Annotated in this window: 22 protein-coding genes; 18 read left to right on the top strand and 4 right to left on the bottom strand. The window is 61.9% G+C overall.

What is annotated here, in order from left to right; genetic code table 11:
- Nucleotides 1–5 precede the first annotated feature (5 nt).
- The 6 genes from aceF to purF all read left to right on the top strand — a co-directional run bounded on the left by aceF (nucleotide 6) and on the right by purF (nucleotide 7,880).
- Complete coding sequence (gene aceF / locus V0R37_RS07515; RefSeq protein WP_420373935.1) at nucleotides 6–1,712, top strand: dihydrolipoyllysine-residue acetyltransferase; 1,707 nt, start codon at nucleotides 6–8, stop codon at nucleotides 1,710–1,712.
- Nucleotides 1,713–1,721: 9 nt separating this feature from the next.
- Complete coding sequence (gene lpdA / locus V0R37_RS07520; protein WP_420373936.1) at nucleotides 1,722–3,506, top strand: dihydrolipoyl dehydrogenase; 1,785 nt, start codon at nucleotides 1,722–1,724, stop codon at nucleotides 3,504–3,506.
- Between the two features lie 94 nt (nucleotides 3,507–3,600).
- Nucleotides 3,601–5,007 (top strand): bifunctional tetrahydrofolate synthase/dihydrofolate synthase, encoded by a 1,407-nt coding sequence (gene folC, locus V0R37_RS07525; protein WP_420373937.1) that lies wholly within the window; start codon nucleotides 3,601–3,603, stop codon nucleotides 5,005–5,007.
- A gap of 51 nt (nucleotides 5,008–5,058) precedes the next feature.
- Nucleotides 5,059–5,868, top strand: coding sequence for an SPOR domain-containing protein (locus tag V0R37_RS07530; RefSeq protein ID WP_420374042.1), 810 nt, complete (start codon nucleotides 5,059–5,061; stop codon nucleotides 5,866–5,868).
- Nucleotides 5,865–6,353, top strand: coding sequence for a CvpA family protein (locus tag V0R37_RS07535; protein ID WP_420373938.1), 489 nt, complete (start codon nucleotides 5,865–5,867; stop codon nucleotides 6,351–6,353). The genes V0R37_RS07530 and V0R37_RS07535 overlap by 4 nt, the downstream gene beginning before the upstream one ends.
- 27 nt (nucleotides 6,354–6,380) lie before the next feature.
- Nucleotides 6,381–7,880, top strand: coding sequence for an amidophosphoribosyltransferase (gene purF, locus V0R37_RS07540; RefSeq protein ID WP_420373939.1), 1,500 nt, complete (start codon nucleotides 6,381–6,383; stop codon nucleotides 7,878–7,880).
- 13 nt (nucleotides 7,881–7,893) lie between these two features.
- Here the strand turns inward: purF and V0R37_RS07545 are convergent, their stop codons facing one another.
- The 4 genes from V0R37_RS07545 to map all read right to left on the bottom strand — a co-directional run bounded on the left by V0R37_RS07545 (nucleotide 7,894) and on the right by map (nucleotide 12,575).
- Complete coding sequence (locus V0R37_RS07545) at nucleotides 7,894–8,379, bottom strand: disulfide bond formation protein B (RefSeq protein ID WP_420373940.1); 486 nt, start codon at nucleotides 8,377–8,379, stop codon at nucleotides 7,894–7,896.
- Nucleotides 8,380–8,449: 70 nt separating this feature from the next.
- Complete coding sequence (locus V0R37_RS07550; RefSeq protein ID WP_420373941.1) at nucleotides 8,450–9,142, bottom strand: MarC family protein; 693 nt, start codon at nucleotides 9,140–9,142, stop codon at nucleotides 8,450–8,452.
- Nucleotides 9,143–9,162: 20 nt separating this feature from the next.
- Nucleotides 9,163–11,748, bottom strand: coding sequence for a [protein-PII] uridylyltransferase (locus V0R37_RS07555; RefSeq protein ID WP_420373942.1), 2,586 nt, complete (start codon nucleotides 11,746–11,748; stop codon nucleotides 9,163–9,165).
- Nucleotides 11,749–11,768: 20 nt separating this feature from the next.
- A complete protein-coding gene (gene map / locus V0R37_RS07560) occupies nucleotides 11,769–12,575 on the bottom strand; it encodes a type I methionyl aminopeptidase (protein WP_420373943.1) in 807 nt (268 codons plus the stop codon).
- A 252-nt stretch (nucleotides 12,576–12,827) separates the two neighbouring features.
- Here map and rpsB point away from each other — a divergent pair, with 252 nt between their 5' ends.
- The 12 genes from rpsB to fabZ all read left to right on the top strand — a co-directional run bounded on the left by rpsB (nucleotide 12,828) and on the right by fabZ (nucleotide 24,806).
- Nucleotides 12,828–13,580, top strand: coding sequence for a 30S ribosomal protein S2 (gene rpsB, locus V0R37_RS07565; protein WP_420373944.1), 753 nt, complete (start codon nucleotides 12,828–12,830; stop codon nucleotides 13,578–13,580).
- Between the two features lie 119 nt (nucleotides 13,581–13,699).
- On the top strand, nucleotides 13,700–14,578 hold the full coding sequence (gene tsf / locus V0R37_RS07570) for a translation elongation factor Ts (protein ID WP_420373945.1): 879 nt from the start codon (nucleotides 13,700–13,702) through the stop codon (nucleotides 14,576–14,578).
- Between the two features lie 93 nt (nucleotides 14,579–14,671).
- The gene (gene pyrH, locus V0R37_RS07575) at nucleotides 14,672–15,388 is read left to right on the top strand and encodes a UMP kinase (RefSeq protein ID WP_420373946.1); all 717 of its coding nucleotides are present in this window, start codon (nucleotides 14,672–14,674) and stop codon (nucleotides 15,386–15,388) included.
- A gap of 14 nt (nucleotides 15,389–15,402) precedes the next feature.
- The gene (gene frr / locus V0R37_RS07580; protein WP_420373947.1) at nucleotides 15,403–15,963 is read left to right on the top strand and encodes a ribosome recycling factor; all 561 of its coding nucleotides are present in this window, start codon (nucleotides 15,403–15,405) and stop codon (nucleotides 15,961–15,963) included.
- Between the two features lie 30 nt (nucleotides 15,964–15,993).
- Nucleotides 15,994–16,752, top strand: coding sequence for a polyprenyl diphosphate synthase (gene uppS, locus V0R37_RS07585; RefSeq protein ID WP_420373948.1), 759 nt, complete (start codon nucleotides 15,994–15,996; stop codon nucleotides 16,750–16,752).
- 19 nt (nucleotides 16,753–16,771) lie between these two features.
- The gene (locus V0R37_RS07590) at nucleotides 16,772–17,626 is read left to right on the top strand and encodes a phosphatidate cytidylyltransferase (protein WP_420373949.1); all 855 of its coding nucleotides are present in this window, start codon (nucleotides 16,772–16,774) and stop codon (nucleotides 17,624–17,626) included.
- Nucleotides 17,627–17,631: 5 nt separating this feature from the next.
- Nucleotides 17,632–18,834: a 1-deoxy-D-xylulose-5-phosphate reductoisomerase gene (gene dxr, locus V0R37_RS07595; protein ID WP_420373950.1), complete on the top strand. Its 1,203-nt coding sequence runs from the start codon at nucleotides 17,632–17,634 to the stop codon at nucleotides 18,832–18,834.
- Between the two features lie 23 nt (nucleotides 18,835–18,857).
- Nucleotides 18,858–20,192 carry an RIP metalloprotease RseP gene (gene rseP, locus V0R37_RS07600; protein WP_420373951.1) on the top strand — a complete coding sequence of 445 codons (1,335 nt, stop codon included), beginning with the start codon at nucleotides 18,858–18,860 and terminating at the stop codon, nucleotides 20,190–20,192.
- Nucleotides 20,193–20,245: 53 nt separating this feature from the next.
- Nucleotides 20,246–22,588 (top strand): outer membrane protein assembly factor BamA, encoded by a 2,343-nt coding sequence (gene bamA / locus V0R37_RS07605; RefSeq protein WP_420373952.1) that lies wholly within the window; start codon nucleotides 20,246–20,248, stop codon nucleotides 22,586–22,588.
- A gap of 63 nt (nucleotides 22,589–22,651) precedes the next feature.
- Nucleotides 22,652–23,206, top strand: coding sequence for an OmpH/Skp family outer membrane protein (locus V0R37_RS07610; RefSeq protein ID WP_420373953.1), 555 nt, complete (start codon nucleotides 22,652–22,654; stop codon nucleotides 23,204–23,206).
- A gap of 6 nt (nucleotides 23,207–23,212) precedes the next feature.
- Nucleotides 23,213–24,316: a UDP-3-O-(3-hydroxymyristoyl)glucosamine N-acyltransferase gene (gene lpxD, locus V0R37_RS07615; protein WP_420373954.1), complete on the top strand. Its 1,104-nt coding sequence runs from the start codon at nucleotides 23,213–23,215 to the stop codon at nucleotides 24,314–24,316.
- A 37-nt stretch (nucleotides 24,317–24,353) separates the two neighbouring features.
- Nucleotides 24,354–24,806, top strand: a complete 453-nt coding sequence (fabZ, locus tag V0R37_RS07620) for a 3-hydroxyacyl-ACP dehydratase FabZ (protein ID WP_420373955.1) — start codon at nucleotides 24,354–24,356, stop codon at nucleotides 24,804–24,806.
- The last annotated feature ends 2 nt before the right edge of the window (nucleotides 24,807–24,808 follow it).

The following is a 24,808-nucleotide window of genomic DNA, read 5'->3' on the forward strand; positions in this document are numbered from 1 at the left end:
AGCACATGAGCAATACCATCGAAATCAAGGTCCCGGATATTGGCGACTTTAGTGAAGTCGAAGTTATCGAGCTGCTGGTTGCCGAAGGCGATACCGTCAGCGCGGAGCAAAGCCTCATCACTGTCGAGTCCGATAAAGCCTCGATGGAGATCCCGTCGCCTGAAGCCGGCGTGGTCAAGTCGGTGAAAATCAAGGTCGGCGACAAAATCAAGGAAGGCACGGTCATTCTGCAGCTCGAAACCGCCGGCGCGGCTGGCGAGAAGCCCGCCGAACCGGCCAAGAAGGCCGAGCCGGCGCCTGAACAGGCGCCGGCCGCGCCGGGACAAAACAAGGGAGGCGAAAAGGCCGCTGCGGCGCCTGCGCCCCAGGGGCAGGGCGAGGCGGTCACAGTCGCCGTGCCCGACATCGGCGATTCCACCGATGTCGAAGTCATTGAGATCATGGTTTCCGTGGGCGACACGATCACGGCCGAGCAAAGCCTTATCACCGTGGAGTCCGACAAGGCCTCCATGGAAGTGCCGTCCTCGCATTCGGGCGTTGTCACCGCCATCAATGTCAAGCTGGGCGACAAGGTCAACAAGGGATCCCCCATTCTTGAATTGAAGGCCAGCGGCGCGGCCAAGCCCGCGGCCGCTGCCGCCCCGGCGGCTTCGGCGCAAGAGCCGGCGGCCTCCGCACAGAAAGAGGCCAGCCAGGCTCCCGCCGCGTCCGCGCCGGCCGGCGCGCCGGGACTGGCCTCGGTGCCGCCCGAGCGCCATTCGCCCACCGAAGCGTTTGCCGACGCCGACGTGCCTCTGCGCAATCTGCCCCATGCCTCGCCCTCGGTGCGCAAGTTCGCGCGCGAGCTGGGCGTCAGCCTGGCATCGGTGCGCGGATCGGGCGCCAAGAACCGCATCACCCAGGACGACGTTCGCAAGTTCGTGAAGCAGGCCTTGTCGGTCGGCGGCGGCGCCGCGTCGACGGCATCGGGCGATGGCGGCTTCAGCGTGTTGGGCTGGCCCAAGGTGGATTTCGCCAAGTTCGGAGAAATCGAAGCCAAGCCGCTTTCCCGCATCAAGAAAATTTCGGGCGCCAATCTGCACCGCAATTGGGTGATGATTCCGCATGTCACCAACAACGACGCGGCCGACATCACCGAACTGGAAGAACTGCGCCAGACGCTGAACAAAGAGAATCAAAAGTCCGGCGTGAAAGTAACCATGCTGGCTTTCCTGATCAAGGCCGTTGTGGCCGGGCTCAAGAAATTCCCAGAGTTCAACGCCTCCATCGATGGCGACAACCTGGTTCTCAAGCACTATTACCACATCGGTTTTGCGGCTGACACACCCAACGGCCTAGTGGTTCCCGTCATACGGGATGCCGACAAGAAGGGCATATTTGAGCTCGCCAAGGAAACCTCCGAACTGGCGGCCCTGGCCCGCGACGGCAAGCTGTCGCCCAGCCAGATGCAAGGCGGGTGTTTTTCCATCTCGTCGCTGGGCGGCATAGGCGGAACATCGTTCACGCCTATCATCAACGCGCCCGAGGTTGCCATATTGGGGGTGTCGCGCTCGGCGCATGCCCCGGTCTGGAACGGGAAGGAGTTCGAACCCAGGCTTATGCTGCCCTTGTCCCTGTCCTACGATCATCGGGTCATCGACGGCGCGTCGGCGGCGCGATTCAATGCCTATCTGGGCAGCCTGCTGGCCGATTTCCGCCGCATTGCGCTATAGGAGCCGCATATGAGCACAACTGAATTGACTGTGCCCGATATCGGCGACTTCGCCGAGGTCGAGGTCATCGAGGTCCTGGTTGCCGTGGGTGACTCGATCAAGGCGGAGCAAAGCCTGATCACCGTCGAATCCGACAAGGCCTCCATGGAAATTCCGGCCGCCAAGGCCGGTGTGGTCAAGGCGGTGCTGGTCAAGGTCGGCGACAAGGTCACCGAAGGTTCGGCTCTGATCCAGATCGAAGAGGCCGCGCCCGCCGACGACGCCAAGGCGGCGCCGGCAGCCGAGTCCACGGCGCCGGCTGCGGGGTCGCCCGCCGCAACAAAGCCGGCTGGTGAAAAGGGTGCTTCCGCGCCCGTGGCGGCCAGTTTCTCGGGCTCCGCCGATGTCCAGTGCGATGTCCTTGTTCTGGGCGCCGGACCCGGCGGATACTCCGCCGCGTTCCGGGCGGCCGACCTGGGCCTGTCCGTGGTACTGGTCGAACGCTATGCCACCCTGGGCGGAGTCTGCCTGAATGTGGGCTGCATTCCTTCGAAAGCCTTGCTGCATACCGCCGCGGTTCTGGAAGAAGCGCAATCCCTGGCCAGCCATGGCATCAAGTTCGGCAAGCCCGAAATCGACCTGGACGGCTTGCGCGCCTACAAGGACGGCGTGGTGGCCAAGCTGACCGGTGGCCTGGCCGGCATGGCCAAGGCCCGCAAGGTCAGTGTGCTGACCGGCCTGGGCCAGTTCGCCGACCCGCATCATCTGACGGTGCAGGAGGCCGGCGGCGCCACCCGCACGGTCAAGTTTGCTTCGGCCATCATCGCCGCCGGCAGCCAGTCGGTCAAATTGCCGTTTTTTCCCGAAGACGACCGCATCGTCGATTCGACCGGCGCCTTGCTGCTCAAGAGCATACCGAAAAAGATGCTCATCGTGGGCGGCGGGATCATCGGGCTGGAAATGGGCACGGTGTATTCCGCGCTCGGCACCCGCCTGGATGTCGTGGAAATGCAAAGCGGCTTGATGCAAGGCGCCGATCGCGACATGGTCAAGGTCTGGGAGAAAATGAACGCGGGCCGTTTCGACAATGTCATGCTCGATACCAAGACGGTGGGAGCCGAAGCGCGCGAAGACGGCATCTGGGTCAGTTTCGAAGGCGGCAAGGCTCCCAAAGAGCCGCAACGCTATGACTTGGTCTTGCAGGCCGTGGGCCGCAGTCCCAACGGCAAGAAGATCGCCGCCGAGAAGGCCGGCATCGCGGTGACCGATCGCGGCTTCATCGAGGTCGACAAGCAGATGCGCAGCAACGTCCCGCACATCTACGCAATCGGCGACATCGTCGGGCAACCCATGCTGGCGCACAAGGCCGTCCACGAGGGCCATGTGGCGGCCGAGGTGATCGCGGGCGAAAAGAGCTTCTTCGATGCCCGCGTCATTCCTTCCGTGGCGTACACCGATCCCGAGGTGGCCTGGGTGGGCTTGACCGAGGACGAGGCCAAGAAGGAAGGCATTGCCATCCAGAAGGGCCTGTTCCCCTGGGCGGCTTCGGGGCGCGCCATTGCCAATGGCCGCGACGAGGGCTTCACCAAGCTGCTGTTCGATGCCGAAACGCATCGCATCCTGGGCGGAGGCATCGTGGGAACCCATGCCGGCGACCTGATAAGCGAAGTGGCCCTGGCCATAGAAATGGGCGCCGATGCGGTCGATATCGGCAAGACCATCCATCCCCATCCCACACTGGGCGAGTCCGTGGGCATGGCGGCCGAGGTGGCCGAGGGCGTCTGCACCGATCTGCCCCCCGCGCGGCGCAAATAACGCTGGCCCGCATAGGGGCAAGCCTTATCGTTTTACCGGCAGGTGCTACTATCGGCACCTGCCGTTGTCTTTCTTTGAGCTATAAGCGTTCATCATGTCCCGTCTACAACCCAGCGATAACGCCACCTTGCAAGAGTGGTTGGATTATCTGGAGTCCCTGCACCGCACCCCCATCGATCTTGGCCTTGACCGCATACGCGTCGTCGCGGACAAACTGAAGCTGGAACTGCCTTTCGTGAAAATCACGGTGGGCGGGACCAACGGCAAGGGGTCCACCTGCGCCATGCTCGAGGCCATTCTGCTGGCGTCCGGCTACAAGGTCGGCACTTACACCTCGCCCCACCTGATTGATTTCAATGAGCGCATCCGGGTCGATGGCGAACAGGCTAGTGATCAGGACATCATCGATCAATTCCACAAGATCGAAAGGGTGCGCGGCGAAACCACGCTCAGCTACTTCGAATACACTACGCTGGCGGCGCTGATGCTGTTCGAAGGGCGGAAGCTGGATGTGGCGGTACTGGAAGTGGGGCTGGGCGGACGATTGGACGCGGTCAATCTGGTGGATGCCGATTGCGCCATCATTACCAGCGTCGATATCGACCATACGGCCTACCTGGGCGACACCCGCGAAAAAATCGGCCTCGAGAAAGCCCATATCTTCCGTCCCGGCCGGCCCGCCATTTGCGCCGATCCCATGCCGCCGCAAACCATAATGGATTACGCCGGCCGGATCGGCGCCGATCTGTGGCTGTTCGGCAAGGACTTCAATTATTCGGGCGACCGCCAGCAATGGGCTTACGGTGGACGCTCCCAACGCCGCAGCGGCCTGGCCTACCCGGCCCTGCGCGGCGCCAACCAATTGCTGAACGCCTCGGCGGCCCTGGCGGCGCTGGAAGCCTTGCGCCCCAGGCTGGTCGTCCCTCAGCAGGCGGTGCGTATCGGCCTATCGCAGGTATCGCTGCCCGGTCGTCTGCAAATCCTTCCGGGCACGCCCACCATCATCCTGGATGTTGCGCATAATCCGCATGCCGCCGCCGCCTTGGGACAGAATCTGGATGCCATGGGTTATTTCCCGCACACGCATGCGGTCATCGGCATGCTCAATGACAAGGACATCCCCGCTGTGGTCGCCAAGCTGGCCAATCGGGTGGATCACTGGTATTGCGCCAGCCTTGAAGGTCCGCGCGGCACATCGGGCCAGGACCTGGCCGCCATGGTGCGCCAGGCGCTCGCCGCCACCACGGGCCAGCCTTCCCTGGAAGAAACCAGCACCGAGGTTCACCGGGTGAAGCCGCCGGAAGAAGGCAGGCCGGGCGTCCGTTCGGTAGCCGTTCCGCCCGTTCCAGCCCATACGGTCAAGGTTTCGAATTTTGAAAATCCGGTACAAGCATTTACCGAGGCTCGGAAACAGGCCGCCGAGAATGATAGAATTCTCGTGTTCGGATCTTTTGCGACCGTAGGCCCGGTACTTGACGAGCTGGGACGCAAGGCCACATAGAATTCAGCAAGCCTCATGGCCGGCTTGTTTCTCAAGATAGGTTTTTGCCCCATGGGATTGTTCTCTCGTAAAGAGTCTGCTTCGGGAACGGGGCGTCGCTCCGCGTCGCGCTCGTCCATGTCCAGCGAGGCGCAAGCCAACGAATTGCGCGGTCGTGCGCGGCGCAGGCTGATAGGCGCCCTGGCGCTGGTGCTGGCCGCCGTCATTATCGTACCCATGCTATTCGATTCCCCGGTACCCGAAGACGGCCAGGTTGCCACCCCCGTCGTCGTCCCGGCCATTGTCCCCCCCGAAACCAGCGGTGGCGTGGCGCTGGCGCCCACGGCGCCGGAAGCGCCGGCATCCGGCGCCAGCAATCTTGAAACTCCACAGCCGGTTGATCCGGCGGCAGGCGCCGTCGCACCTTCCGCAACGGCGCCCGCCGCCAGCGAACCCGCTCCCGCGCCTGCGCAGGCCGCTACACCCCAGCCGCCACCCGCCCCGGAACAACCCGCTCCGGCGGAGAAACCCGAGCCCAAACCCAAGCCCAAGGCGCCCGCCGATCGCACCGACGACGGCTCGGTGGCCATCGCACTGCTCGAGGGCCGCAGCCCGTCCAGCCCCGCGCCGGCCAACACGGCGGACAAAGGCAGCTTCATCCTGCAGATCGCCGCTTACACTAACGACAAAGACGCCGAAGTCCGGCGCGACCGCCTTGTGTCGGCCGGGGTCACGAACGCTTATGTCGAAAACGCCGTATCGGGCGGGAAAACCACTTATCGGCTGCGGGTCGGTCCTTTTCCAACCCGCGATGCGGCTCAGGCCGCGCAAGCCCGCTTGCGGGCGCTGGGCTACGATAACGGCTTCATCTCCACTAAGTGACCAGCTTCGACTACCTTGTGCTGGCCGTCCTGGGCGTGTCGGCATTTCTGGGGCTCTTGCGCGGGCTCATAAAAGAAGTCCTTTCCCTTATCGCTTATATCGTCGCCTTTCTGTCGGCGATCTGGTGGGGGCCGCTGGTCTCGGGCTGGATCGCCGGCTGGATCGAAAATCCCTTGCTGCGCACAGCGGCCGCTTATGCGGCAGTGTTCATTATTGTGCTGCTGCTGGTCGGGCTGCTGAATCTGGCCTTGGCGACGCTCATCGAGAAAACCGGCCTGACGCCCGCCGACCACGGCCTGGGCGCCCTGTTCGGCCTGCTGCGGGGCATGCTGATTGTTCTGGTGCTGGTGGCTCTGGCAGGCTACACCGAGCTTCCCAAGGAGTCCTGGTGGAGCGAGGCCCGATTGTCCGGCACCGCCGTAAAAGGGGTGCAGCAGGTCAAGCAACTGCTGCCGCCGTCGCTGTCGTCATGGCTGCCGTATTGATTTGATTGATTCACAGGAATAGCAAACATGTGTGGAATTGTAGGGGTCTCGGGCTCCGGCCCCGTAAATCAGCTGATCTACGACAGCCTGCTGCTATTGCAGCACCGAGGACAGGATGCGGCGGGCATCGCCACCTCGCACGATCAATTTTTCAATATGTACAAGGCTCACGGCCTGGTGCGCGATGTATTCCGCACGCGGAACATGCGTTCCCTGCCCGGCAGCAGCGGCCTGGGCCAGGTTCGTTATCCCACGGCGGGTTCCAGCGACAGTGTCGACGAAGCACAGCCGTTCTACGTCAATGCGCCGTTCGGCATTACCTTTGTGCACAACGGCAACCTGACCAATTGGCGCGAATTGCGCGAAGCCCTGTTCAAGGTCGACCGGCGCCATATCAACACCAACTCCGATTCGGAAGTCCTGCTTAATGTGTTCGCCCACGAGCTGCAGCTTGCGGCCAACGGAGGCTCGCTGGACGAAGATGCCATCTTCACGGCCGTCTCCTCGGTGCATCGCCGCGCGAAGGGCGCCTACGCGGTCATTGCGCAGATTGCCAGCTACGGCCTCGTGGCTTTCCGCGATCCTTACGGCATAAGGCCTTTGTGCCTGGGTTCCGTGGAGACCGAGACCGGCACCGAATGGATGGTGGCGTCCGAGTCGGTCGCCCTTACCGGCTGCGGCTTCACCCTGGTGCGCGATGTCGCTCCCGGCGAAGCGATCTTCATCGACCTGGACGGCAAGCTGTCCAGCCGCCAGTGCGCCGATCAGCCGGCGCTTACGTCCTGTGTCTTCGAATACGTTTATTTCGCCCGCCCCGATTCATTGATGGATGGCGTATCGATTTACGATGCGCGCCTGAACATGGGCGAATACCTGGGTGATAACGTGGCCAAGGCCCTGCGCCTTGGCGATATCGACGTGGTCATGCCGATACCCGATTCGTCCCGGCCGTCAGCCATGCAATTGGCGGCACGCTTAGACCTGAGCTACCGCGAAGGCTTTATCAAGAACCGCTATATAGGCCGCACTTTCATCATGCCCGGCCAGGCCGTGCGCAAGAAATCGGTGCGCCAGAAGCTGAGCGCCATCGACATGGAATTCCGGGGCAAGAACGTCTTGCTGGTCGACGATTCCATCGTGCGCGGGACCACCAGCCGGGAGATCGTCGACATGGCGCGCGCAGCCGGGGCCAACAAGGTGTATTTCGCGTCGGCGGCGCCGGCGGTGCGCTTTCCCAACGTCTACGGCATCGACATGCCCACGCAGGCCGAATTGATCGCCACGGGCCGGGATACGGCCGAGATTGCGCGCGAAATCGGCGCCGACGGACTGGTTTACCAAGAGCTGGACGACCTGGAACAGTCTATCCGCGACCTGAATCCCGCCATGAAGCAATTCGAATCGTCTTGCTTCAACGGCCGCTACGTGACGGGCGACATCGACCAGGCTTATCTGGAGCGCCTTAGCCAGACGCGCGGCGCGCGCCCGGCCGCAGGGGAAATGGCCACTCGCGAAAACGACGAGTAGGCCTGCGTGGCGCCTAGCCCAGGCGTCGCAGCAGCGCGAACAGGGCCATCACGCCAATGACGGCGAACAGGCCCAGACCCCACAAGGCGTATTCCATGCCCAGCAAGTCGACGCGTGCGTCCATGCACGAGGCATAGATGCCGAACAGCCAGGGCAGGGCGGCATCCAGGCCGCTTTGAACCATGAGCCGGTCGGCGAAGGTCATATCGCAGGAGAACAGGCTGGCCGCGACACTGTATTGATACCAGGCGGTCGCCACGCCGGCCGCGCCAAGCAGCACGACGGCCAGCGCCGCCACCCGGCGCAGGTTGGCGGCAATGCGGCCCGCCAGCAATCCGATCCAGCATACGGCTGCGATGACGATGAAAATCAGGCGCTGCAAGACGCACCAGGCGCAAGGCTGCATGTCAAAGACATGCTGAGAGACCAGCGCTATGGCGACGGCGGTCAGGCAAAGCAGGGCTATAAGGTGAAGAATGCGGGAGGTCGTGTTCGTCATGGTGATCAAGTCGTAATGGGGTATGAGCGGAATGGTATGACAGGCGGCTGCGGGAAAAGTGCCGGTCGCCTCAGCGGGCGGCTTCGCGCATCAGGCCCAGCAGCAGCTCGTGCACGCCGTCCCACACAATCTGCACGCCCAGGCACAGCAGAATGAAGGCCGACAGGCGCATCAGCACGGCCGTGCCGTTGCGCCCCAGCTTGTGCAGGAACTGCGCGGCGAAGCGCAGGCAAAGGTAGACCACCAGCGAGGCCACGGCAATGGCCGGCAGCGAGCCGGCCAGCTTGATGGTGGTGGCCCAGGCCCGTTCGTCGTGCAGCGTGGCGCCCACGGTCAGGGCCGCCGACAGGGCGCCCGGTCCGCAAATCATGGGAAAGGTCAAGGGGTAGAAAGCCTTGGATCGCACCTGGTCGAAGGAATAGGCTTCAGCCATGTTCTGCGCATGTTCGGCATCGTAATCCGAGGCGCTGACCAGGCGCCACGCGGTGGCGATCACCAGCAAGCCTCCGCCTATCCGCACGATGGGCAGCGATATCCCGAAGAAGTCCAGCACCACATTGCCCGCGAACATCGCGATCGCCAGCATGATCAGTATGTTGATGGCGACCCGCTTGGCCAATTGAGTGCGCACTTGCGCGCTGGCGCCCTCGGTGAGCGTAAGGAAAATCGGCGCCACGGCGGGCGGATTCAGGATGGGTAGCAGGGTTGCCAGGGCGAACAGGAAGCTGCGTCCAAAATTGATGATGAAGTCGTTGAATGCCATGTCGTGGATTCTTGTTGGAGTCAGGAGCTCGCGCCGTCCAGCGTGGCGAGTACGTTGCGTTCGAATTGTAATTGGCTGCGAGGATGTCCCAGCACATCGCCTTCGATAATGAAAATATCTTCGACCCGGTCGCCCAGGGTCATGATCTTGGCCATCTTCAGGCTGACGGAATTGGCCGCGAAGACCCGGGCCAGGCTGTGCAGCAGGCCGGGGCGGTCCGCCGCGATGATGGACAGGCGCCAGGACGCGCTGCGCTCGTCGGGCTGCAGCTCGACATTGGGAATGATGGGAAATACGCGCGAGCGCCGCGATCCCGGCTGCCATGCTCCGGCGCTGGCCGGCTCGGCGGGTCCGGCGCCCGGCGCCAGCCTTAGCTGCTCGTCCAGCTCGTGTTCCACCAGCGTCGCATTGGAACGGTAGTCTTTTTCATGCGCAGGAAGCAGCACAATGAAGCTGTCCAGCGCCCAGCCATGGTGGGTGGTGTGTATGCGCGCGTCCTGCACGCTTAAGGAACGGCGGTTGAAATAGCGGCACAGGGTCACGAAGAGATCTTTGCGGTCCCGTGTGTACACCATGATTTGCAGGGCTTCGTTCTGCCCCACGATGCGCGCCTTGACCACGGGATCGGGTGAGTTGACGCGGTAGTACAGATGCCGCGTGTGCCAGGCGATCTCGGTGGCCTCATGGCGCAGGAAGTAGGCCACATCCAACTGATTCCAGAACTCGTCGCGGCTTTCATCGCGCAAGCCCATCAGGCGGATCTCGTTGGCCGCGGCCTCTTTGCGCTGGGCCAGCACGGTGCTGGTATCGGGCTGGGCGCCACCCAGCGCGGAAATCGTCTGCCGGTACAGATCTTCCAGCAGCTTGCCCTTCCAGGAATTCCAGACCTTGGGGCTGGTGCCGCGTATATCGGCCACCGTCAATAGATAGAGAGCGGTAAGGCGCCGTTCGTCCTGGACGCATTGGGCGAACTGATGGACGACGCCGGGGTCGCTCAGGTCGCGTTTCTGCGCCACCATGGACATGGTCAGGTGCTGGCGCACCAGGAACTCGACCAGATCCTTGTCGGCGCCTTCTATCCCATGATCGGCGCAAAAGCGCCGCACCTCGATGGCGCCCAGCTCGGAATGATCCCCGCCGCGCCCCTTGGCGATGTCATGAAACAGGGCCGCCACGTACAGCAGCCAATGGCGATCGAAATCGGCGATCAACTGGCTGGCCAAGGGGTATTCCTGGGCGTGCTCGGGCATGGTGAAGCGGCGCAGATTGCGCACCACCATCAAAATATGCTGGTCCACGGTATAGGCATGGAACAAGTCGTGCTGCATCTGGCCGACGATGCGGCGGAACACCGGCAGATAGCGGGGCAGTATGTTCAGCATGGTCATGCGCCGCAGGGAATGAACGATGCCGCGCGGCTGCTGCAGTATCTGGATGAACTGGCGGCGGTTGACCGGATTGTGCCTGAACTGTGCATCGATGCGGCGGCGGGCATGCCACATGGCGCGCAGCGCCTGCGCCGATATTCCGACGATCTCGGGCCTTTCCTGCATCACCAGGAAAGCCCGGAAGAGCAGGGCGGGGTTGCGCTCGAAGCCATCGTCGCGGCGTATGCCCAGCCGGCCGCGCACCATGCAGAAATCGTCGTCGATGATGCGGATCTGGTCGCCGGGCAGGGGAAACAGCAGTTCCTCCATGCTTTGCATCAAAATGGCATTGAGCTGGCTGACCACGCGCGCCGCCCAGTAATACCGCTGCATCAGGATTTCGCTGGGCCGCCGATTCCGGGTGGCTTCGAAGCCGTAGGTTGCCGCCAGGCCGGGCTGAAGATCGAAAAGCACGCGGTCCTCGCGCCTGCCGGTCATCAGGTGCAGCTCGATACGCAAGCGCTTGAAGGCCTGGTCGGCGCGGCGCAGAGCCCGGAACTCCGAAGCCGTCAACAAGTCGGTCTTGACGATCTCGCGCCAGGTGCTGCCCAGGCCCGCCGCCTGGGCCAGCCACAGAACCACTTGAAGGTCGCGCAGGCCGCCGGGCGATTCCTTGCAGTTGGGCTCCAGCGCATAGGGTGTGTCCTGATGGCGGGCATGGCGCTGCTGCATTTCCGAGCGCTTGGCCTGGAAAAATGTCTGGACATCCAATTGCTCGGCCATCAGGCCGCGCAGTTCCTGAAGCAGGCTCTTGCTGCCGACCAGCCATCGGGCTTCCATCAGCGCGGTCTCGACGGTGATGTCATTGGCCGATTCGCGCCGGCAGTCTTCCAGGGTACGCACACTGTGGCCGGGCTCGATGCCCAGATCCCACATCGAGGCAACCAGGGCCTCGATCATGGCGGTCTCTTTCCGGCTGGGCGGGTCGCGCAGCAACACCAGAATATCGACGTCCGAGTAGGGATAGAGTTCGCCGCGCCCGTAGCCGCCGACCGCAACCAGCGTGGAGCCGGGCGGCAAAGGGTGCAGGCGCACCAGTTCGCGCAGGACCTGGTCGGTGATGCGACGCAGGGCGGTCAACAGCGTATCGGGCCGAAGGTGGCCGCGAAAGGCGGCGATGGCCTCGGCCCGTTTCGCCGCCAACTGATTGCGCAAGGTGGTGAAGGCCTGCGCGTGCATGGTGGCGCCCCGGCGTAAAATCAGGCCGCCCCGACGAGTGCGGGGGGCTTGGGCATGCCTTCGGACACGGTCAGGACTTCGTAGCCGCTGTCGGTAACCAGGATGCTGTGTTCCCACTGGGCCGACAGGCTGTGATCGCGGGTGACCACCGTCCAGCCGTCGGCCAAGGTGCGGATTTCCTTGCGGCCGGCATTGATCATGGGCTCGATGGTGAAGATCATGCCGGGTTCGAGCTTGACGCCTGTGCCGGGCTTGCCATAGTGCAATACCTGGGGATCCTGGTGGAATTTGCGTCCCACCCCGTGGCCGCAATATTCGCGCACCACTGAAAAGCCCTGTTTTTCGGCATGCTTCTGGATGGCATGGCCGATATCGCCCAGCGTGGCGCCGGGCCGCACTTGCTCGATGCCCAGCCACATGCACTCGTAGGTGGTTTCAGTCAGGCGCCTGGCCAGGATGGACGGCTCGCCCACGTAGTACATGCGGCTGGTGTCGCCGAACCAGCCATCCTTGATGACCGTGACATCGATATTCATGATGTCGCCGTTCTTCAGCGTCTTGTCGCCGGGTATGCCGTGGCAGATGACATGATTGACCGAGGTGCAGATGGACGCCGGGAAGGGGGTGTAGCCCGGCGGCGCATAGCCGACGGTGGCCGATTCGACCTTGAGTTCGTTGGTGATGAAATCCATGCACAGCCTGTCGAGCTCGCCCGTGCTGACTCCGGCGCGCACATGGGGCTCCAGGTAGTCCAGGGTGGCCGCAGCCGCCTGGCAGGCGGCGCGCATTTTGTTCAGATCGGAGGGGTCGGTAACTAGGCTACTCATGGCAACTTGAATAAGGTGGGCTAAAAATAGTAGAATTATAGGCTTTCTTGAAATTGCCTTAGGGCTTTGCTTAGACAACAAGCAGGGCGACAAGGGATAGACAGGAAAAGCGGATCGGTGGTTTTAAACCATCAGTGTAGTAAATCGCGTGCCCTGCCACTTAAGGGTGTCGCGTGGTTGGAAGTGTAGCCCTAATGGGCGCGAACCATGCGATACAAGCGGGGTACAAGACTAAACCCTTGGAGAACAATTATGTCTTTGATGCGTGAAATGCTGGAAGCCGGTGTCCACTTCGGCCACCAAACCCGTTACTGGAACCCCAAGATGGCTCCGTTCATCTTCGGTCAACGTAACAAGATTCATATCGTCAACCTCGAACAGACGGTTGTCAAATATCAGGAAGCGTCCAAGTTCGTTCGCCAGATTGCCGCCCGTGGCGGTAATGTGCTGTTCGTCGGCACCAAGCGCGCGGCGCGCGAGCTCGTCGCGGCCGAAGCCGCCCGTTGCGGCATGCCCTACGTCGACAGCCGGTGGCTGGGCGGCATGATGACCAACTTCAAGACGGTCAAGACCTCGGTCAAGCGTCTGAAGGAAATGGAAGCGCAGCTGGCCGATGGCGCCACCGAGCGCATGAGCAAGAAAGAAGCCCTGATGTTCGATCGCGAACTCGAAAAGCTGAACAAGGCCATCGGCGGCATCAAGGACATGAACACCTTGCCCGACGCCTTGTTCGTCATCGACGTCGGCTATCACAAGATTGCCATCGCCGAAGCGCGCACCCTGGGCATCCCCGTGGTCGCCGTGGTCGATACCAACCACTCGCCCGACGGCGTCGATTACATCATTCCGGGTAACGACGACTCCGCCAAGGCTATCGCGCTGTATGCCCGCGGCATGGCTGATGCTGTCCTGGAAGGCCGCGAACAGAACCTGAACGGTCTGGTCGAGGAAATCGCCGAAGGCGACGAAGAGTTCGTCGAGGTCGACGAAGAAGGCCGCGAATAAACGTTGGCCCCGGCTGGTCCGGGGCCAGGGGCCACCGCCGCACGCCGGCAGCGGCCGCTCATATCGTTTCGCACCTGCCCCGGCCCGCCGGGGCGTGTTTTAAAGAACTGGAGAAAAGAATGACTCAAATTACCGCATCCATGGTTAAAGAACTGCGCGAGAAGACCGACGCGCCCATGATGGAGTGCAAGAAGGCACTGACCGAAGCCGAAGGCGATCTGGTCCGTGCCGAAGAGATTCTCCGTGTAAAACTGGGCAACAAGGCCAGCAAGGCGGCTGCCCGCGTCACGGCTGAAGGCCTGATCGGCTTGCACGTGACGGCTGACGGCAAGCGCGGCACAGTCATCGAAGTCAACTGCGAAACCGATTTCGTGGCCAAGAACGACGACTTCATCGGCTTCATCAATCAATTGGTCGACCTGGTTACTGAAAAGAACCCGGCCGATATCGCGGCACTGAACGAATTGCCCATGGGCGAGGGCACGGTCGAAAGCACCCGCACCGCCCTGGTCGGCAAGATCGGCGAAAACGTGTCCATCCGCCGCTTCGAGCGTTTCGAGACCGCCAACCAACTGGCCAGCTATGTCCACGGCGGCAAGATCGGTGTGCTGGTGGAATTCTCCGGTCCCGAAGAAATCGGCAAGGATGTGGCCATGCATATCGCCGCCACCAAGCCCAAGGCGCTTGATGCCAGCGGCGTGCCCGCCGCCGATATCGCCACCGAGCGCTCCGTGGCCGAGCAGAAGGCTGCCGAATCGGGCAAGCCCGCCGAGATCGTGGCCAAGATGGTCGAAGGTTCTGTGCAGAAGTTCCTCAAGGAAGTCACACTGCTGTCCCAGCCTTTCGTCAAGAACGACAAGCAATCCGTCGAGCAGATGCTCAAGGAAAAGGGCGCATCCGTTGCCCGTTTCGCACTGTATGTCGTAGGCGAAGGCATCGAGAAGAAATCGGAAGATTTCGCTGCGGAAGTCGCCGCCGCGGCAGCCGGCAACGCTTAATATCGCATTAAGTAAAAAAGTCGGGCTTGCGTTGCCACGCAGGCCCGACTCTGGCTTACACTTTCGTTGGATTGTTTACCTGGGATACTACCTATGACCACCAGATCGTATAAGCGTGTTCTTCTCAAACTCTCCGGCGAAGCGCTGATGGGGGAAGACGCCTTTGGGATCAATCGCTCTACCATACTGCGCATGACGGAAGAGATCGCCGAGGTTGCCACGCTGGGCGTGGAATTGGCGATCGTCATTGGTGGCGGGAACATTTTCCGGGGGGTTGCCCCCGGTGCGCAAGGCATGGATCGCGCCACGGCCGATTACATGGGCATGATGGCGACCGTCATGAATGCGCTGGCGCTGCAAGACGCCTTGAAGCATCGCGGCGTCGACACCCGGGTCCAGTCGGCCCTGAATATCGATCAGGTCGTCGAGCCTTACATCCGTCCCAAGGCATTGCGCTACCTTGAAGAAGGCAAAGTCGTGGTGTTTGCGGCCGGAACGGGCAATCCCTTCTTCACCACCGATACCGCCGCCGCGCTGCGCGGCGCCGAGATCGGCGCTGAAATCGTCCTGAAGGCCACCAAGGTCGACGGCATCTATAGCGCCGATCCCAACAAGGATCCCAGCGCCACCCGCTATGCGCGCATCAGTTTCGACGAGGCTATCGTGCGCCGCCTGGAAGTCATGGATGCCACGGCGTTCGCGCTGTGCCGCGACCAGAAGCTGCCCATCAAGGTTTTCTCCATCAACAAGCCAGGCGCCTTGAAGCGCGCCGTCTCGGGCGAAGACGAAGGTACACTGGTACACGTTTGATTAAAGGAATAGTAATGAGTCTTTCAGAAGTCAGGAAATCGGCCGAATCGCGCATGGGCAAGTCGATTGAAACGCTCAAGTCCGGTTTGTCCAAGATTCGCACCGGCCGCGCCCATGCCGGCATACTCGATCATGTCATGGTGGAATATTACGGTTCACCCGTTCCCGTCAGCCAGGTCGCCAATGTCAATCTGGTCGACGCCCGCAACATCAGCGTGCAGGTGTGGGAAAAGAACATGGCGGGTCCCGTCGAGAAAGCCATACGCGAATCCGACCTTGGCCTGAACCCGATCTCCATGGGCGACAACATCCGCGTACCCATGCCCGCGCTGACCGAAGAGCGCCGTCGCGATCTCACCAAAGTGGTTCGCACCGAAGGCGAGGACGCCAAGATCGCCGTGCGCAATTTGCGCCGCGACTCCAACGACACGCTCAAGAAACTGGTCAAGGACAAGGAAATTTCCGAGGACGACGAGCGCCGCATGCAGGACGAGATCCAAAAACTGACCGACAAGCACGTGGCCGAGATCGACAAGCTCGTTGCGCAAAAAGAAGCCGAGATCATGACGGTCTAGCCGCCGGTCGAGCGCTTCGGATAACTGTTCATGCTCAGCAGCTCAACGCTTTCCATACCTTCCTGCACTGACATCCCGCGTCATCTTGCCGTCATTATGGACGGCAATGGCCGCTGGGCCACCAAGCGCTTTCTTCCAAGAACGGCCGGACACGTGCGCGGCGTGCAGGCGGTGCGCCGCGTGGTCGAGGCCTGCGGCAAGCGCGGGGTCGAATACCTGACGCTGTTCGCCTTCAGTTCCGAGAACTGGCGCCGTCCCAAGGAAGAGGTCTCGCTGCTGATGCGCCTGTTCATCCAGACGCTGGAAAAAGAAGTCGACAAGCTCCAGGAGCAGGGGGTGCGCCTGCGCATCGTCGGCGATCTGGAGCCGTTCGAGCCCAAGCTGCGGGAACTGATCCGCCTGGCGGAGCAGCGCACCGAGCATAACAGTGCGCTCAACCTGACCATCGCCGCCAACTACGGCGGCCGCTGGGACATCCTGCAGGCCATGCGCCGCCTGCTCGAGAGCCGTCCCGATCTGGCGACAAATCCGCAGGCCATAGAAGAAAACCTGCTGGCCGAACACCTGTCCATGGCTTATGCGCCCGAGCCGGATCTTTTCATCCGCACGGGCGGTGAGCAGCGCATTTCCAACTTCCTGGTATGGCAACTGGCCTATACTGAGCTGTATTTCTCGGAAGATTACTGGCCGGATTTCGGTGCCAAGGAAATCGACGCCGCCTTCGAGTGGTACAAGACCCGGGAGCGTCGATTCGGACGCACCAGCGCTCAGGTTTCCGGTCTGGCCTAGGGCTTTTTAAGGAGCGCCCATGTTAAAGCAGCGCGTCATGACGGCGATAGTCCTGCTCGCCGTATTGCTCGGAACGTTGCTGGCGCCCAGTCCGTGGCCCCTGGTTCTGCTGTTCACTCTGATGGCGGGCTGCGCCCTTTGGGAATGGCTGCGGCTGACCTGGCCGCATGGCGGCACGCCATGGCCGCTTATCGTTGCCGTGCTGGCGGGCCTGGGGATGTTGCTTATCGCGCAGCAATGGCTGTCGGCATCGCCGGCTCCCTGGTCTCAGGGTCTGCAGGCCGTCATAAACCAATGGTTGTTGCCCATCATTGCCGCCGCCTGGGTGGCCGGAGCCAGCGCCATGGTCTATCAGGGCCAGGCGCAGGTTCGGCGGGGCGGGGCCTGCCTTAGCTTGTTCGGCATCGTTGCCGTGGCGGCAGTGTGGGCGGCGCTGGTTCAATTGTTTCTTAGCCATGGCGCCTGGTTCCTGGTTTCCTTGCTGGCGCTGATCTGGTTTGCCGATATCGCGGCCTACTTTACCGGCAAGGCGCTGGGCCGGCACAAGCTTGCACCCAAGGTCAGTCCCGGCAAGACCTGGGAGGGCGCGGCGGGCGGTGTGCTGGCCGCAGCCGTCTGGGTCATGGCCAGCGCATACTGGCCCGGCAGTTTCGGCGAAGCCCTGGCTCAGCGCTGGCCATGGTGGCTGATGCTGCTCATTGCCATTTTTCTTGCCGCCTTGTCCATCGTCGGCGATTTGTTCGAGTCGCTTCTCAAGCGCCGCGCCGGAGTGAAGGATTCCAGCGGGCTGCTGCCCGGCCACGGAGGCGTGTATGACCGCATCGATGCCTTGCTGCCCGTTGCTCCCCTGGCTTTATTGTTGACGGGGGTCTGAGGCTAATGAAAGAGCAACGCGTTTGCGTACTGGGTTCCACGGGGTCGATCGGTGTCAATACGCTGGACGTCATTGCCCGGCATCCGGACACGCTTTCCGTCTATGCGCTCAGCGCGCACAGCCGCATAGAGCAATTGGCCGCGCAGGCCGCCGCCACCGGCGCCAAGGTCGTGATCGTTCCGACCGACCAGGCGCGCTCCCGTTTCCGCAATGCCTGGCCCGGCTCGCTGCCCTTGCCTGAAATCCGGGTGGGCGCCCAGGCTCTGGCCGACACGGCGGCCGATCCTCAGGTGACCACCGTCATGGCGGCCATCGTGGGCGCCGCCGGCCTGCCTTCCGCGCTGGCGGCGGCGCGCGCGGGCAAGCGCGTGCTGCTCGCCAACAAAGAGGCGCTGGTCGCGGCCGGCGGCCTGTTCATGCGTACAGTGCGCGAATCCGGCGCCGAGCTTCTGCCCATAGACAGCGAACACAATGCCATTTTCCAATGCATGCCGCAATCGGGCGGGGCGCATGCGCCGGCAACGCCGGCAAAGGGAGTTAGGCGACTGCTGCTTACCGCCTCCGGCGGGCCTTTCCGCAGCACGGCACTGGATCAGTTGCCCGATGTCACCCCGGACCAGGCCTGCGCCCACCCAAACTGGAGCATGGGCAGGAAGATTTCCGTCGATTCGGCCACCATGCTGAACAAGGGCCTGGAAGTCATCGAGGCGCACTGGCTTTTCGCCATGCCTGTCAATCAGATCCAGGTCGTGGTCCACCCGCAAAGCATGGTCCATTCCATGGTCGAGTACGAAGACGGGTCCATTCTTGCGCAGTTGGGACAGCCCGATATGCGCACGCCCATCGCTTACGGCTTGGGGTTTCCCGAACGCATCGCCAGCGGAGTGGGCTTGCTTGCCCTGACGGCCTTGGGCCGCCTGGATTTCGAAGAGCCCGATTTTGCACGTTTTCCCTGCTTGCGCCTGTCTTTCGATGCGCTTGAAACCGGACAGGCGGCATGCGTGGCCCTGAATGCCGCCAATGAAATCGCCGTCGACTGCTTTCTGAAGCAACAGATTCGCTATACTGAAATTGCCCGGGTTATCGAAGCTTGCCTGGACAGGATGGCGGGTCTACCCGCTACCTCGCTGGATTCGCTCGATGAGGTATTGGCGCTTGATGCCCACAGCCGTCACATTGCATCGGAACTTTGCCTGCTTAAAGCCTGAGTCCGCCGTTTTCCAGGAATTTCATGTTTTTTACCCTGCTTGCCTTTGCCGTCGCCCTTGGCGTCCTGATCACGTTTCATGAGCTCGGACATTATTGGGTGGCCCGTCGTTGCGGAGTCCGGGTACTGAAGTTTTCCGTCGGTTTCGGCAAGGTTCTTGTGCAGCGCGTCGATCGCCACGGCACGCAATGGGCGCTGTCCGCCATCCCCCTGGGCGGTTACGTGAAAATGCTGGACGACCCCGAGCCCGGTGCGCCGGCTGAACAGGCCGGACAGGCCTTCAACCGGAAAAGCCTGGCCCAGCGCAGCGCCATCGTCCTGGCCGGGCCCGTCGCCAATCTGCTGCTGGCCGCGGTCTTGTATACAGCGCTGAACCTGGCCGGTACGCAAGAACCGGCGGCGATCCTGGCTACGCCGCCCGCCAGCACGGCGGCCGCTCAGGCCGGCTTCCAGGCCGGCGACCGCATTGCGGCGGTCAACGGGAAGTCCGTGCAATCCTGGGGCGAGGCGCGCTGGCAATTACTGGATGTATTGACCAGCGGCGGCCAGGCGCAGATCGATGTGGATGCCGCCAACGGCATGCGGCGCGAACGTATTTTGCAAACCGAGCCTGGCGCGATCGAGTCCGACGCCGCCGACCCTATGGCCGATGCCGGCCTTCGCCTGGCCGCGCCCACGCCCTTGCTCAACAAGGTGAACGAGGGCGGGCCGGGTCAGCAGGCCGGCCTGCAGAAGGGCGATACCGTGATTGCCGTGGGCGCCCTGGACAAGCCGTCGGCCGGCGCCATGGTGGCTGAAATCCAGAAAAGTGCCGGACAGCCCCTGGCGATCACTGTGCTGCGGGACAAGACTCCTTTGACGCTTACCGTTACGCCCGCATCCCACACACAGGATGATGGCAGCGTCATAGGGCGTATCGGTGTCGTTCTGGGCGCGGACTTCCCCATGGTCGAGGTGCGCTACGGACTGCTGGACAGTATCGGGCGGGGGCTGTCCCGTACGGCCGATACTGTATGGTTTTCCCTCAAGATGATGGGCCGCATGGTGGTCGGCGACGTTTCGCTGCGCAATATAAGCGGCCCCGTCACGATAGCCGACTACGCCGGCCAGACCGCCCGCATCGGGCTGGCCGCCTACATAGGGTTTCTGGCACTGATAAGTGTTAGTATCGGCGTGTTAAATTTGCTACCCATACCTATGCTGGACGGCGGCCATCTGCTGTATTACGCCGTAGAGGCCGTGCGCGGCAAGCCCATACCCGACAAATGGCTGGAAAATGGCCAGCGCATCGGTCTGGGACTGCTGGCCGCACTCATGAGTCTGGCATTTTTCAATGATTTCACCCGTCTTTTCAGTTAGCGCTTTTGTGCCTTACAATCTTCCACCATTTAATCGCCCAAGGATCCACCAGGATGTCGTTTAGCCGGAAGTTCAATTTTGCCAAGCGCGCCATGCCTGTTTTGTTGGCGGCCTTGCTTGCTCCCAGTATTGCAAACGCGTTTACGCCTTTTGTAGTGCGCGATATCCAGGTCAACGGCATCCAGCGGGTCGACGCCGGCACGATATTCAGCTATTTGCCGGTCAAGGTGGGCGAGCAGTTCACCGACGCCCAGGCCGCTGAAGCCATCCAGCGGCTGTACGCAACCGGCTTCTTCAGCGACGTAAAGATCGACACCAGCAACAATGTGCTGGTGGTGACCGTGCAAGAGCGGCCCACCATTGCATCGATCAGCTTCAACGGCATGCGCGAATTCGACGCCAAGGCGATCACGAAATCGCTGGCTCAAGTCGGCTTCGGCCAGGGCAGGGTGTTCGACCGTTCCATGCTCGAGCGGGCCGAGTTCGAGCTTAAGCAGCAGTATCTGTCCAAGGGCAAGTACGGCATCGAGGTCAACCCCATCATCACGCCCCTGCCGCGCAACCGGGTCGGGGTCAGCTTCGATATCTTCGAGGGCGATCTGGCCAAGATCAGCGAAATCCACGTCGTGGGCAACAAGGCCGTCTCGGAAGGCACTTTGCTGGACGAAATGGAACTGACCACCTCGGGCATGATGACCTGGTACACAGGCACCGACAAATACTCGCGTGAAAAGCTTGAAGGCGATGTCGAGCGCATTCGTTCCTATTATCTGGACCGCGGATACCTGGAGTACTCCGCCGAGCCTCCCCAGGTCACGATTTCGCCGGACCGCCACGATATCTTCATTACCCTGACACTGCACGAAGGCGAACCCTACACCGTGCGCAGCGTCAAGCTGGCGGGCGACCTTCTGGGCCTGGACGACAAGATCCAGCCGCTGGTCGACATCAAGGAAGGCGAGAAGTTCTCCGCCGCCAAGACCAACGCCACGGTCAAGGCCATTACCGAATACCTGGGCACCCTGGGTTATGCTTTCGCCAACGTCAATCCCAACCCTGTGCTCGATCGTGAAAATCACGAAACAGACCTTACCTTTTATGTCGACCCGGGCCGCCGCGTGTATGTGCGCCGCATTCAGATCGGCGGCAATACCCGTACCCGCGACGAAGTCATACGCCGCGAAGTGCGCCAGCAGGAAGCGGCCTGGTACGACTCGGCCAGCATCAAGTCTTCGCGCGACCGCGTCGACCGCCTGGGCTATTTCAACGACGTCAATGTGCACACCACGCCTGTCGCCGGCTCGCCCGACCAGGTCGACGTCAATGTGGACGTCAAGGAAAAGCCCACCGGCCTGATCAACCTGGGCGTGGGCTACGGATCGACCGACAAGCTCATTCTGTCGGCCGGCATCAGCCAGGACAATATCTTCGGCAGCGGCAACACGCTATCCTTGCAGGTCAACACCAGCAAGACCAATCGCGCCGCCATCATTTCGCATACCAATCCGTACTGGACCCGCGACGGCATCAGCAAGACCACGTCCATCTACTATCGCCGCACCACGCCTTACGACAGCCGTGATTCCTTCGGCAGCTACCGCGTCACGGCCTTTGGCGGCGGCTTGAACTTCGGCGTGCCCATCTCCGAATTCGACCGCGTTTTCACGGGCGTCAGCTTCGAGCACAACAAGCTCAGCGAATTAAGCACCCTGTACACGCCGCAGGCCTATCAGGACTTCGTCAAGGAGTACGGCGAGGCCACCAACTCGGTCATCTTCAACGTGGGCTGGTCCAAGGACACGCGCGACAGCGCCATCGCCCCGACCAAGGGCAGCTACACCCGCTTGTCGGCCGACCTGTCCACCATGGACCTGCGCTACTATATGTTCAGCGCCCAGCAGCAATACTATCTGCCGTTGGGCCGGGCCTATACGCTGGCCTTCAACGGCCTGGCCGACTGGGGCAAGACCTATGGCGGCAAGACTTTCCCCGTCATCAAGAACATCTATGGCGGCGGCATAGGCTCGGTGCGCGGCTACGAAGGCGCCTCGCTGGGCCCACGCGATACGCTGACCAACGACTACCTGGGCGGCTCGCGCCGCGTCGTCGGCAACGTGCAGCTATACCTGCCTTTCCCCGGCGCTTCGCGCGATCGCACCTTGCGCTGGTTCCTGTTCACCGATGCCGGCCAGGTGGCCAACACCAGCGGCGGCAGTTGCTCGCGCGGCATAAACAACCACTCGGAAGACCCCTGCGGCTGGAAGTATTCGGCCGGTATCGGTCTGTCGTGGCAGTCGCCGCTGGGGCCGCTGCAACTTTCCTTTGGCCGGGCACTGAATGCCAAGGAAGGCGACGACAAGCAGGCATTCCAGTTCCAGATCGGAACCGGTTTTTGATGTACGCCGTTTAATGGCACAATAACTGTTTTATCTCTGCAATTTCGCAAGGTAGATTTTTCCATGAAGTCTCAATTCGCATTAAAACTTTCTGCATTAACCCGTAGTATCGGCCGCGGCAATCGCAGCCTGGTGCTGGCGGCAGCACTTGGGGCGGGTGCCATGGTGGCCGCACCCGTGTATGCGCAGGCAACCAAAATAGGCTTCGTGAGCACAGAGCGTATCTTGCGCGACTCCAAACCCGCAAAGGCAGCCCAGACCAAGATCGAGTCCGAATTCAAGAAGCGTGACGACGAGCTGCAAAACCTTGCAAACAGGCTGCGCAGCGAAGCCCAGAAATTCGACAAGGACGCTCCGGTGCTGTCCGAATCCGAGCGCGTCAAGCGCCAGCGGCAATTGGCCGACCTGGATTCCGACTTGCAGCGCAAGCGCCGCGAATTCCAAGAGGACTTCAACCGCCGCCGCAACGAAGAATTTTCCGGCATCGTCGAAAAAGCCGACGCCGCCATCAAGAAAATCGCCGAGCAGCAAGGCTACGATCTGATCATCCAGGATGCCGTTACCGTCAGTCCTAAAGTCGATATCACCGACCAGGTCATGAAAGCGCTTGGCGGCTAAAGGAAAATGCCGGTATTGCTAGCGCCTGAACAGGCGCCTACCTTGCAGGAGCTGCTGGCCCAGGCCAACACGGTCCACCTGGATTGCAAACCGGCCGATGCAGAACATGAGCCTACGCCCCGCATCCGGGGCCTGGGCTCTTTGCTTTCCGCAGGGCCGGACGAGATCAGCTTTCTGTCGAATCCGAAACTGCAAGCCCAGTTGCCGCAGTCCAGGGCTGCGGCCGTCATCATGACGGAATCGGCTTTCAAAGAGCTCAAGGCCGGCAGCTACTCCTTCCTGCCGGTGCTTTGCAGTCAACCTTATCTGATGTATGCCTTGCTGGCTCAGTGGTTCGACCGGCATCGGCTGGATCGCCTGGAAACGGGCATTCATCCAAGCGCAGTCGTTGCCGCGTCGGCGCAGATCGCCGACGGGGTCAGCATAGGGCCGCATTGCGTTATCGAAGAGGGCGCGCGCATCGGTTCGGGGACGCGCCTGGGGCCGGCCTGCATCGTGGGCGCCAATTCCGCCATAGGCCGGGATTGTCTGCTGCATGCCCGCGTAACCCTTTATCACAACGTCAGCGTGGGTGATCGGGCCATTTTTCATTCGGGCTGCGTTCTTGGCGCGGACGGCTTCGGTTTTGCCCCCGATCCAGGCCAGGCGCCCGGCGCTTGGGCCAAGATCGCACAAATCGGCGGTGTGGCCGTGGGCAACGATGTTGAAATCGGCGCCAACACCACGGTCGATCGCGGCGCTCTTGAAAATACCGTGGTCGGCAACGGCGTGAAGCTGGATAACCAGATCATGATAGGCCACAACGTCCAGATCGGCGATCACACCGCCATGGCGGCCTGCGTAGGCATCGCCGGGTCCACGATCATCGGGCAGCGATGCACCATAGGCGGCGCGGCCATGTTGTCCGGCCATCTGGTTCTGGGCGACGATGTCCATGTTTCCGGCGGTACGGCGGTTACGTCCAGTATTGCCAAGCCGGGCCGCTACACCGGCGTGTATCCCTTTGCGGAGCATATCCAGTGGCAGCGCAACGCCGCGGTCCTGTCGCAACTGGCCCAATTGCGGCGTCGGCTCAAATCAATCGAAAGAAACGAACAGCAACCCAGATAATCGTATTACCGGTTATTGCATGCAGGATATAAACAAGATGGAACTCGACATAAAACAGATCATGGATCGCTTGCCGCATCGCTACCCGATGCTTCTGGTCGATCGTGTGCTTGAAATGGTTCCGGGCAAGAGCATCGTGGCCATCAAGAATGTGTCGATGAACGAGCCCTTTTTCACAGGCCATTTTCCGCATCATCCGGTCATGCCGGGGGTGCTGATCATTGAAGCCCTGGCTCAGGCGGCCGCCTTGTTCTCCTTCGAGGACGACAGCGGTGTGAACCCGGCCGACAAGAAAATCGCCTACTACCTGGTTGGCGTCGACGGCGCGCGCTTTCGACGGCCCGTCGTGCCGGGCGATCAGTTGCGCCTGGAAGTCACGGCCGACCGCATCAGCCGCTCGATTTGCAAGTACACGGCCCAGGCCACGGTAGACGGCCAAGTGGCGGCCGAGGCAAAAATCATGTGTGCGATACGCGTATTGGAAGAGTAGCA

It is taken from the genome of Pollutimonas rozaliensis (genome assembly GCF_048751585.1).
In the GTDB taxonomy this organism is placed as follows: domain Bacteria; phylum Pseudomonadota; class Gammaproteobacteria; order Burkholderiales; family Burkholderiaceae_B.

Bases quoted from the DNA above. Each gene is read 5' to 3' on its own strand.
- aceF (WP_420373935.1), top strand. From the start codon at position 6: ATGAGCAATACCATCGAAATCAAGGTCCCGGATATTGGCGACTTTAGT.
- lpdA (WP_420373936.1), top strand. From the start codon at position 1,722: ATGAGCACAACTGAATTGACTGTGCCCGATATCGGCGACTTCGCCGAG.
- folC (WP_420373937.1), top strand. From the start codon at position 3,601: ATGTCCCGTCTACAACCCAGCGATAACGCCACCTTGCAAGAGTGGTTG.
- V0R37_RS07530 (WP_420374042.1), top strand. From the start codon at position 5,059: ATGGGATTGTTCTCTCGTAAAGAGTCTGCTTCGGGAACGGGGCGTCGC.
- purF (WP_420373939.1), top strand. From the start codon at position 6,381: ATGTGTGGAATTGTAGGGGTCTCGGGCTCCGGCCCCGTAAATCAGCTG.
- V0R37_RS07545 (WP_420373940.1), bottom strand. From the start codon at position 8,379: ATGACGAACACGACCTCCCGCATTCTTCACCTTATAGCCCTGCTTTGC.
- V0R37_RS07550 (WP_420373941.1), bottom strand. From the start codon at position 9,142: ATGGCATTCAACGACTTCATCATCAATTTTGGACGCAGCTTCCTGTTC.
- V0R37_RS07555 (WP_420373942.1), bottom strand. From the start codon at position 11,748: ATGCACGCGCAGGCCTTCACCACCTTGCGCAATCAGTTGGCGGCGAAA.
- map (WP_420373943.1), bottom strand. From the start codon at position 12,575: ATGAGTAGCCTAGTTACCGACCCCTCCGATCTGAACAAAATGCGCGCC.
- rpsB (WP_420373944.1), top strand. From the start codon at position 12,828: ATGTCTTTGATGCGTGAAATGCTGGAAGCCGGTGTCCACTTCGGCCAC.
- tsf (WP_420373945.1), top strand. From the start codon at position 13,700: ATGACTCAAATTACCGCATCCATGGTTAAAGAACTGCGCGAGAAGACC.
- pyrH (WP_420373946.1), top strand. From the start codon at position 14,672: ATGACCACCAGATCGTATAAGCGTGTTCTTCTCAAACTCTCCGGCGAA.
- frr (WP_420373947.1), top strand. From the start codon at position 15,403: ATGAGTCTTTCAGAAGTCAGGAAATCGGCCGAATCGCGCATGGGCAAG.
- uppS (WP_420373948.1), top strand. From the start codon at position 15,994: ATGCTCAGCAGCTCAACGCTTTCCATACCTTCCTGCACTGACATCCCG.
- V0R37_RS07590 (WP_420373949.1), top strand. From the start codon at position 16,772: ATGTTAAAGCAGCGCGTCATGACGGCGATAGTCCTGCTCGCCGTATTG.
- dxr (WP_420373950.1), top strand. From the start codon at position 17,632: ATGAAAGAGCAACGCGTTTGCGTACTGGGTTCCACGGGGTCGATCGGT.
- rseP (WP_420373951.1), top strand. From the start codon at position 18,858: ATGTTTTTTACCCTGCTTGCCTTTGCCGTCGCCCTTGGCGTCCTGATC.
- bamA (WP_420373952.1), top strand. From the start codon at position 20,246: ATGTCGTTTAGCCGGAAGTTCAATTTTGCCAAGCGCGCCATGCCTGTT.
- V0R37_RS07610 (WP_420373953.1), top strand. From the start codon at position 22,652: ATGAAGTCTCAATTCGCATTAAAACTTTCTGCATTAACCCGTAGTATC.
- lpxD (WP_420373954.1), top strand. From the start codon at position 23,213: ATGCCGGTATTGCTAGCGCCTGAACAGGCGCCTACCTTGCAGGAGCTG.
- fabZ (WP_420373955.1), top strand. From the start codon at position 24,354: ATGGAACTCGACATAAAACAGATCATGGATCGCTTGCCGCATCGCTAC.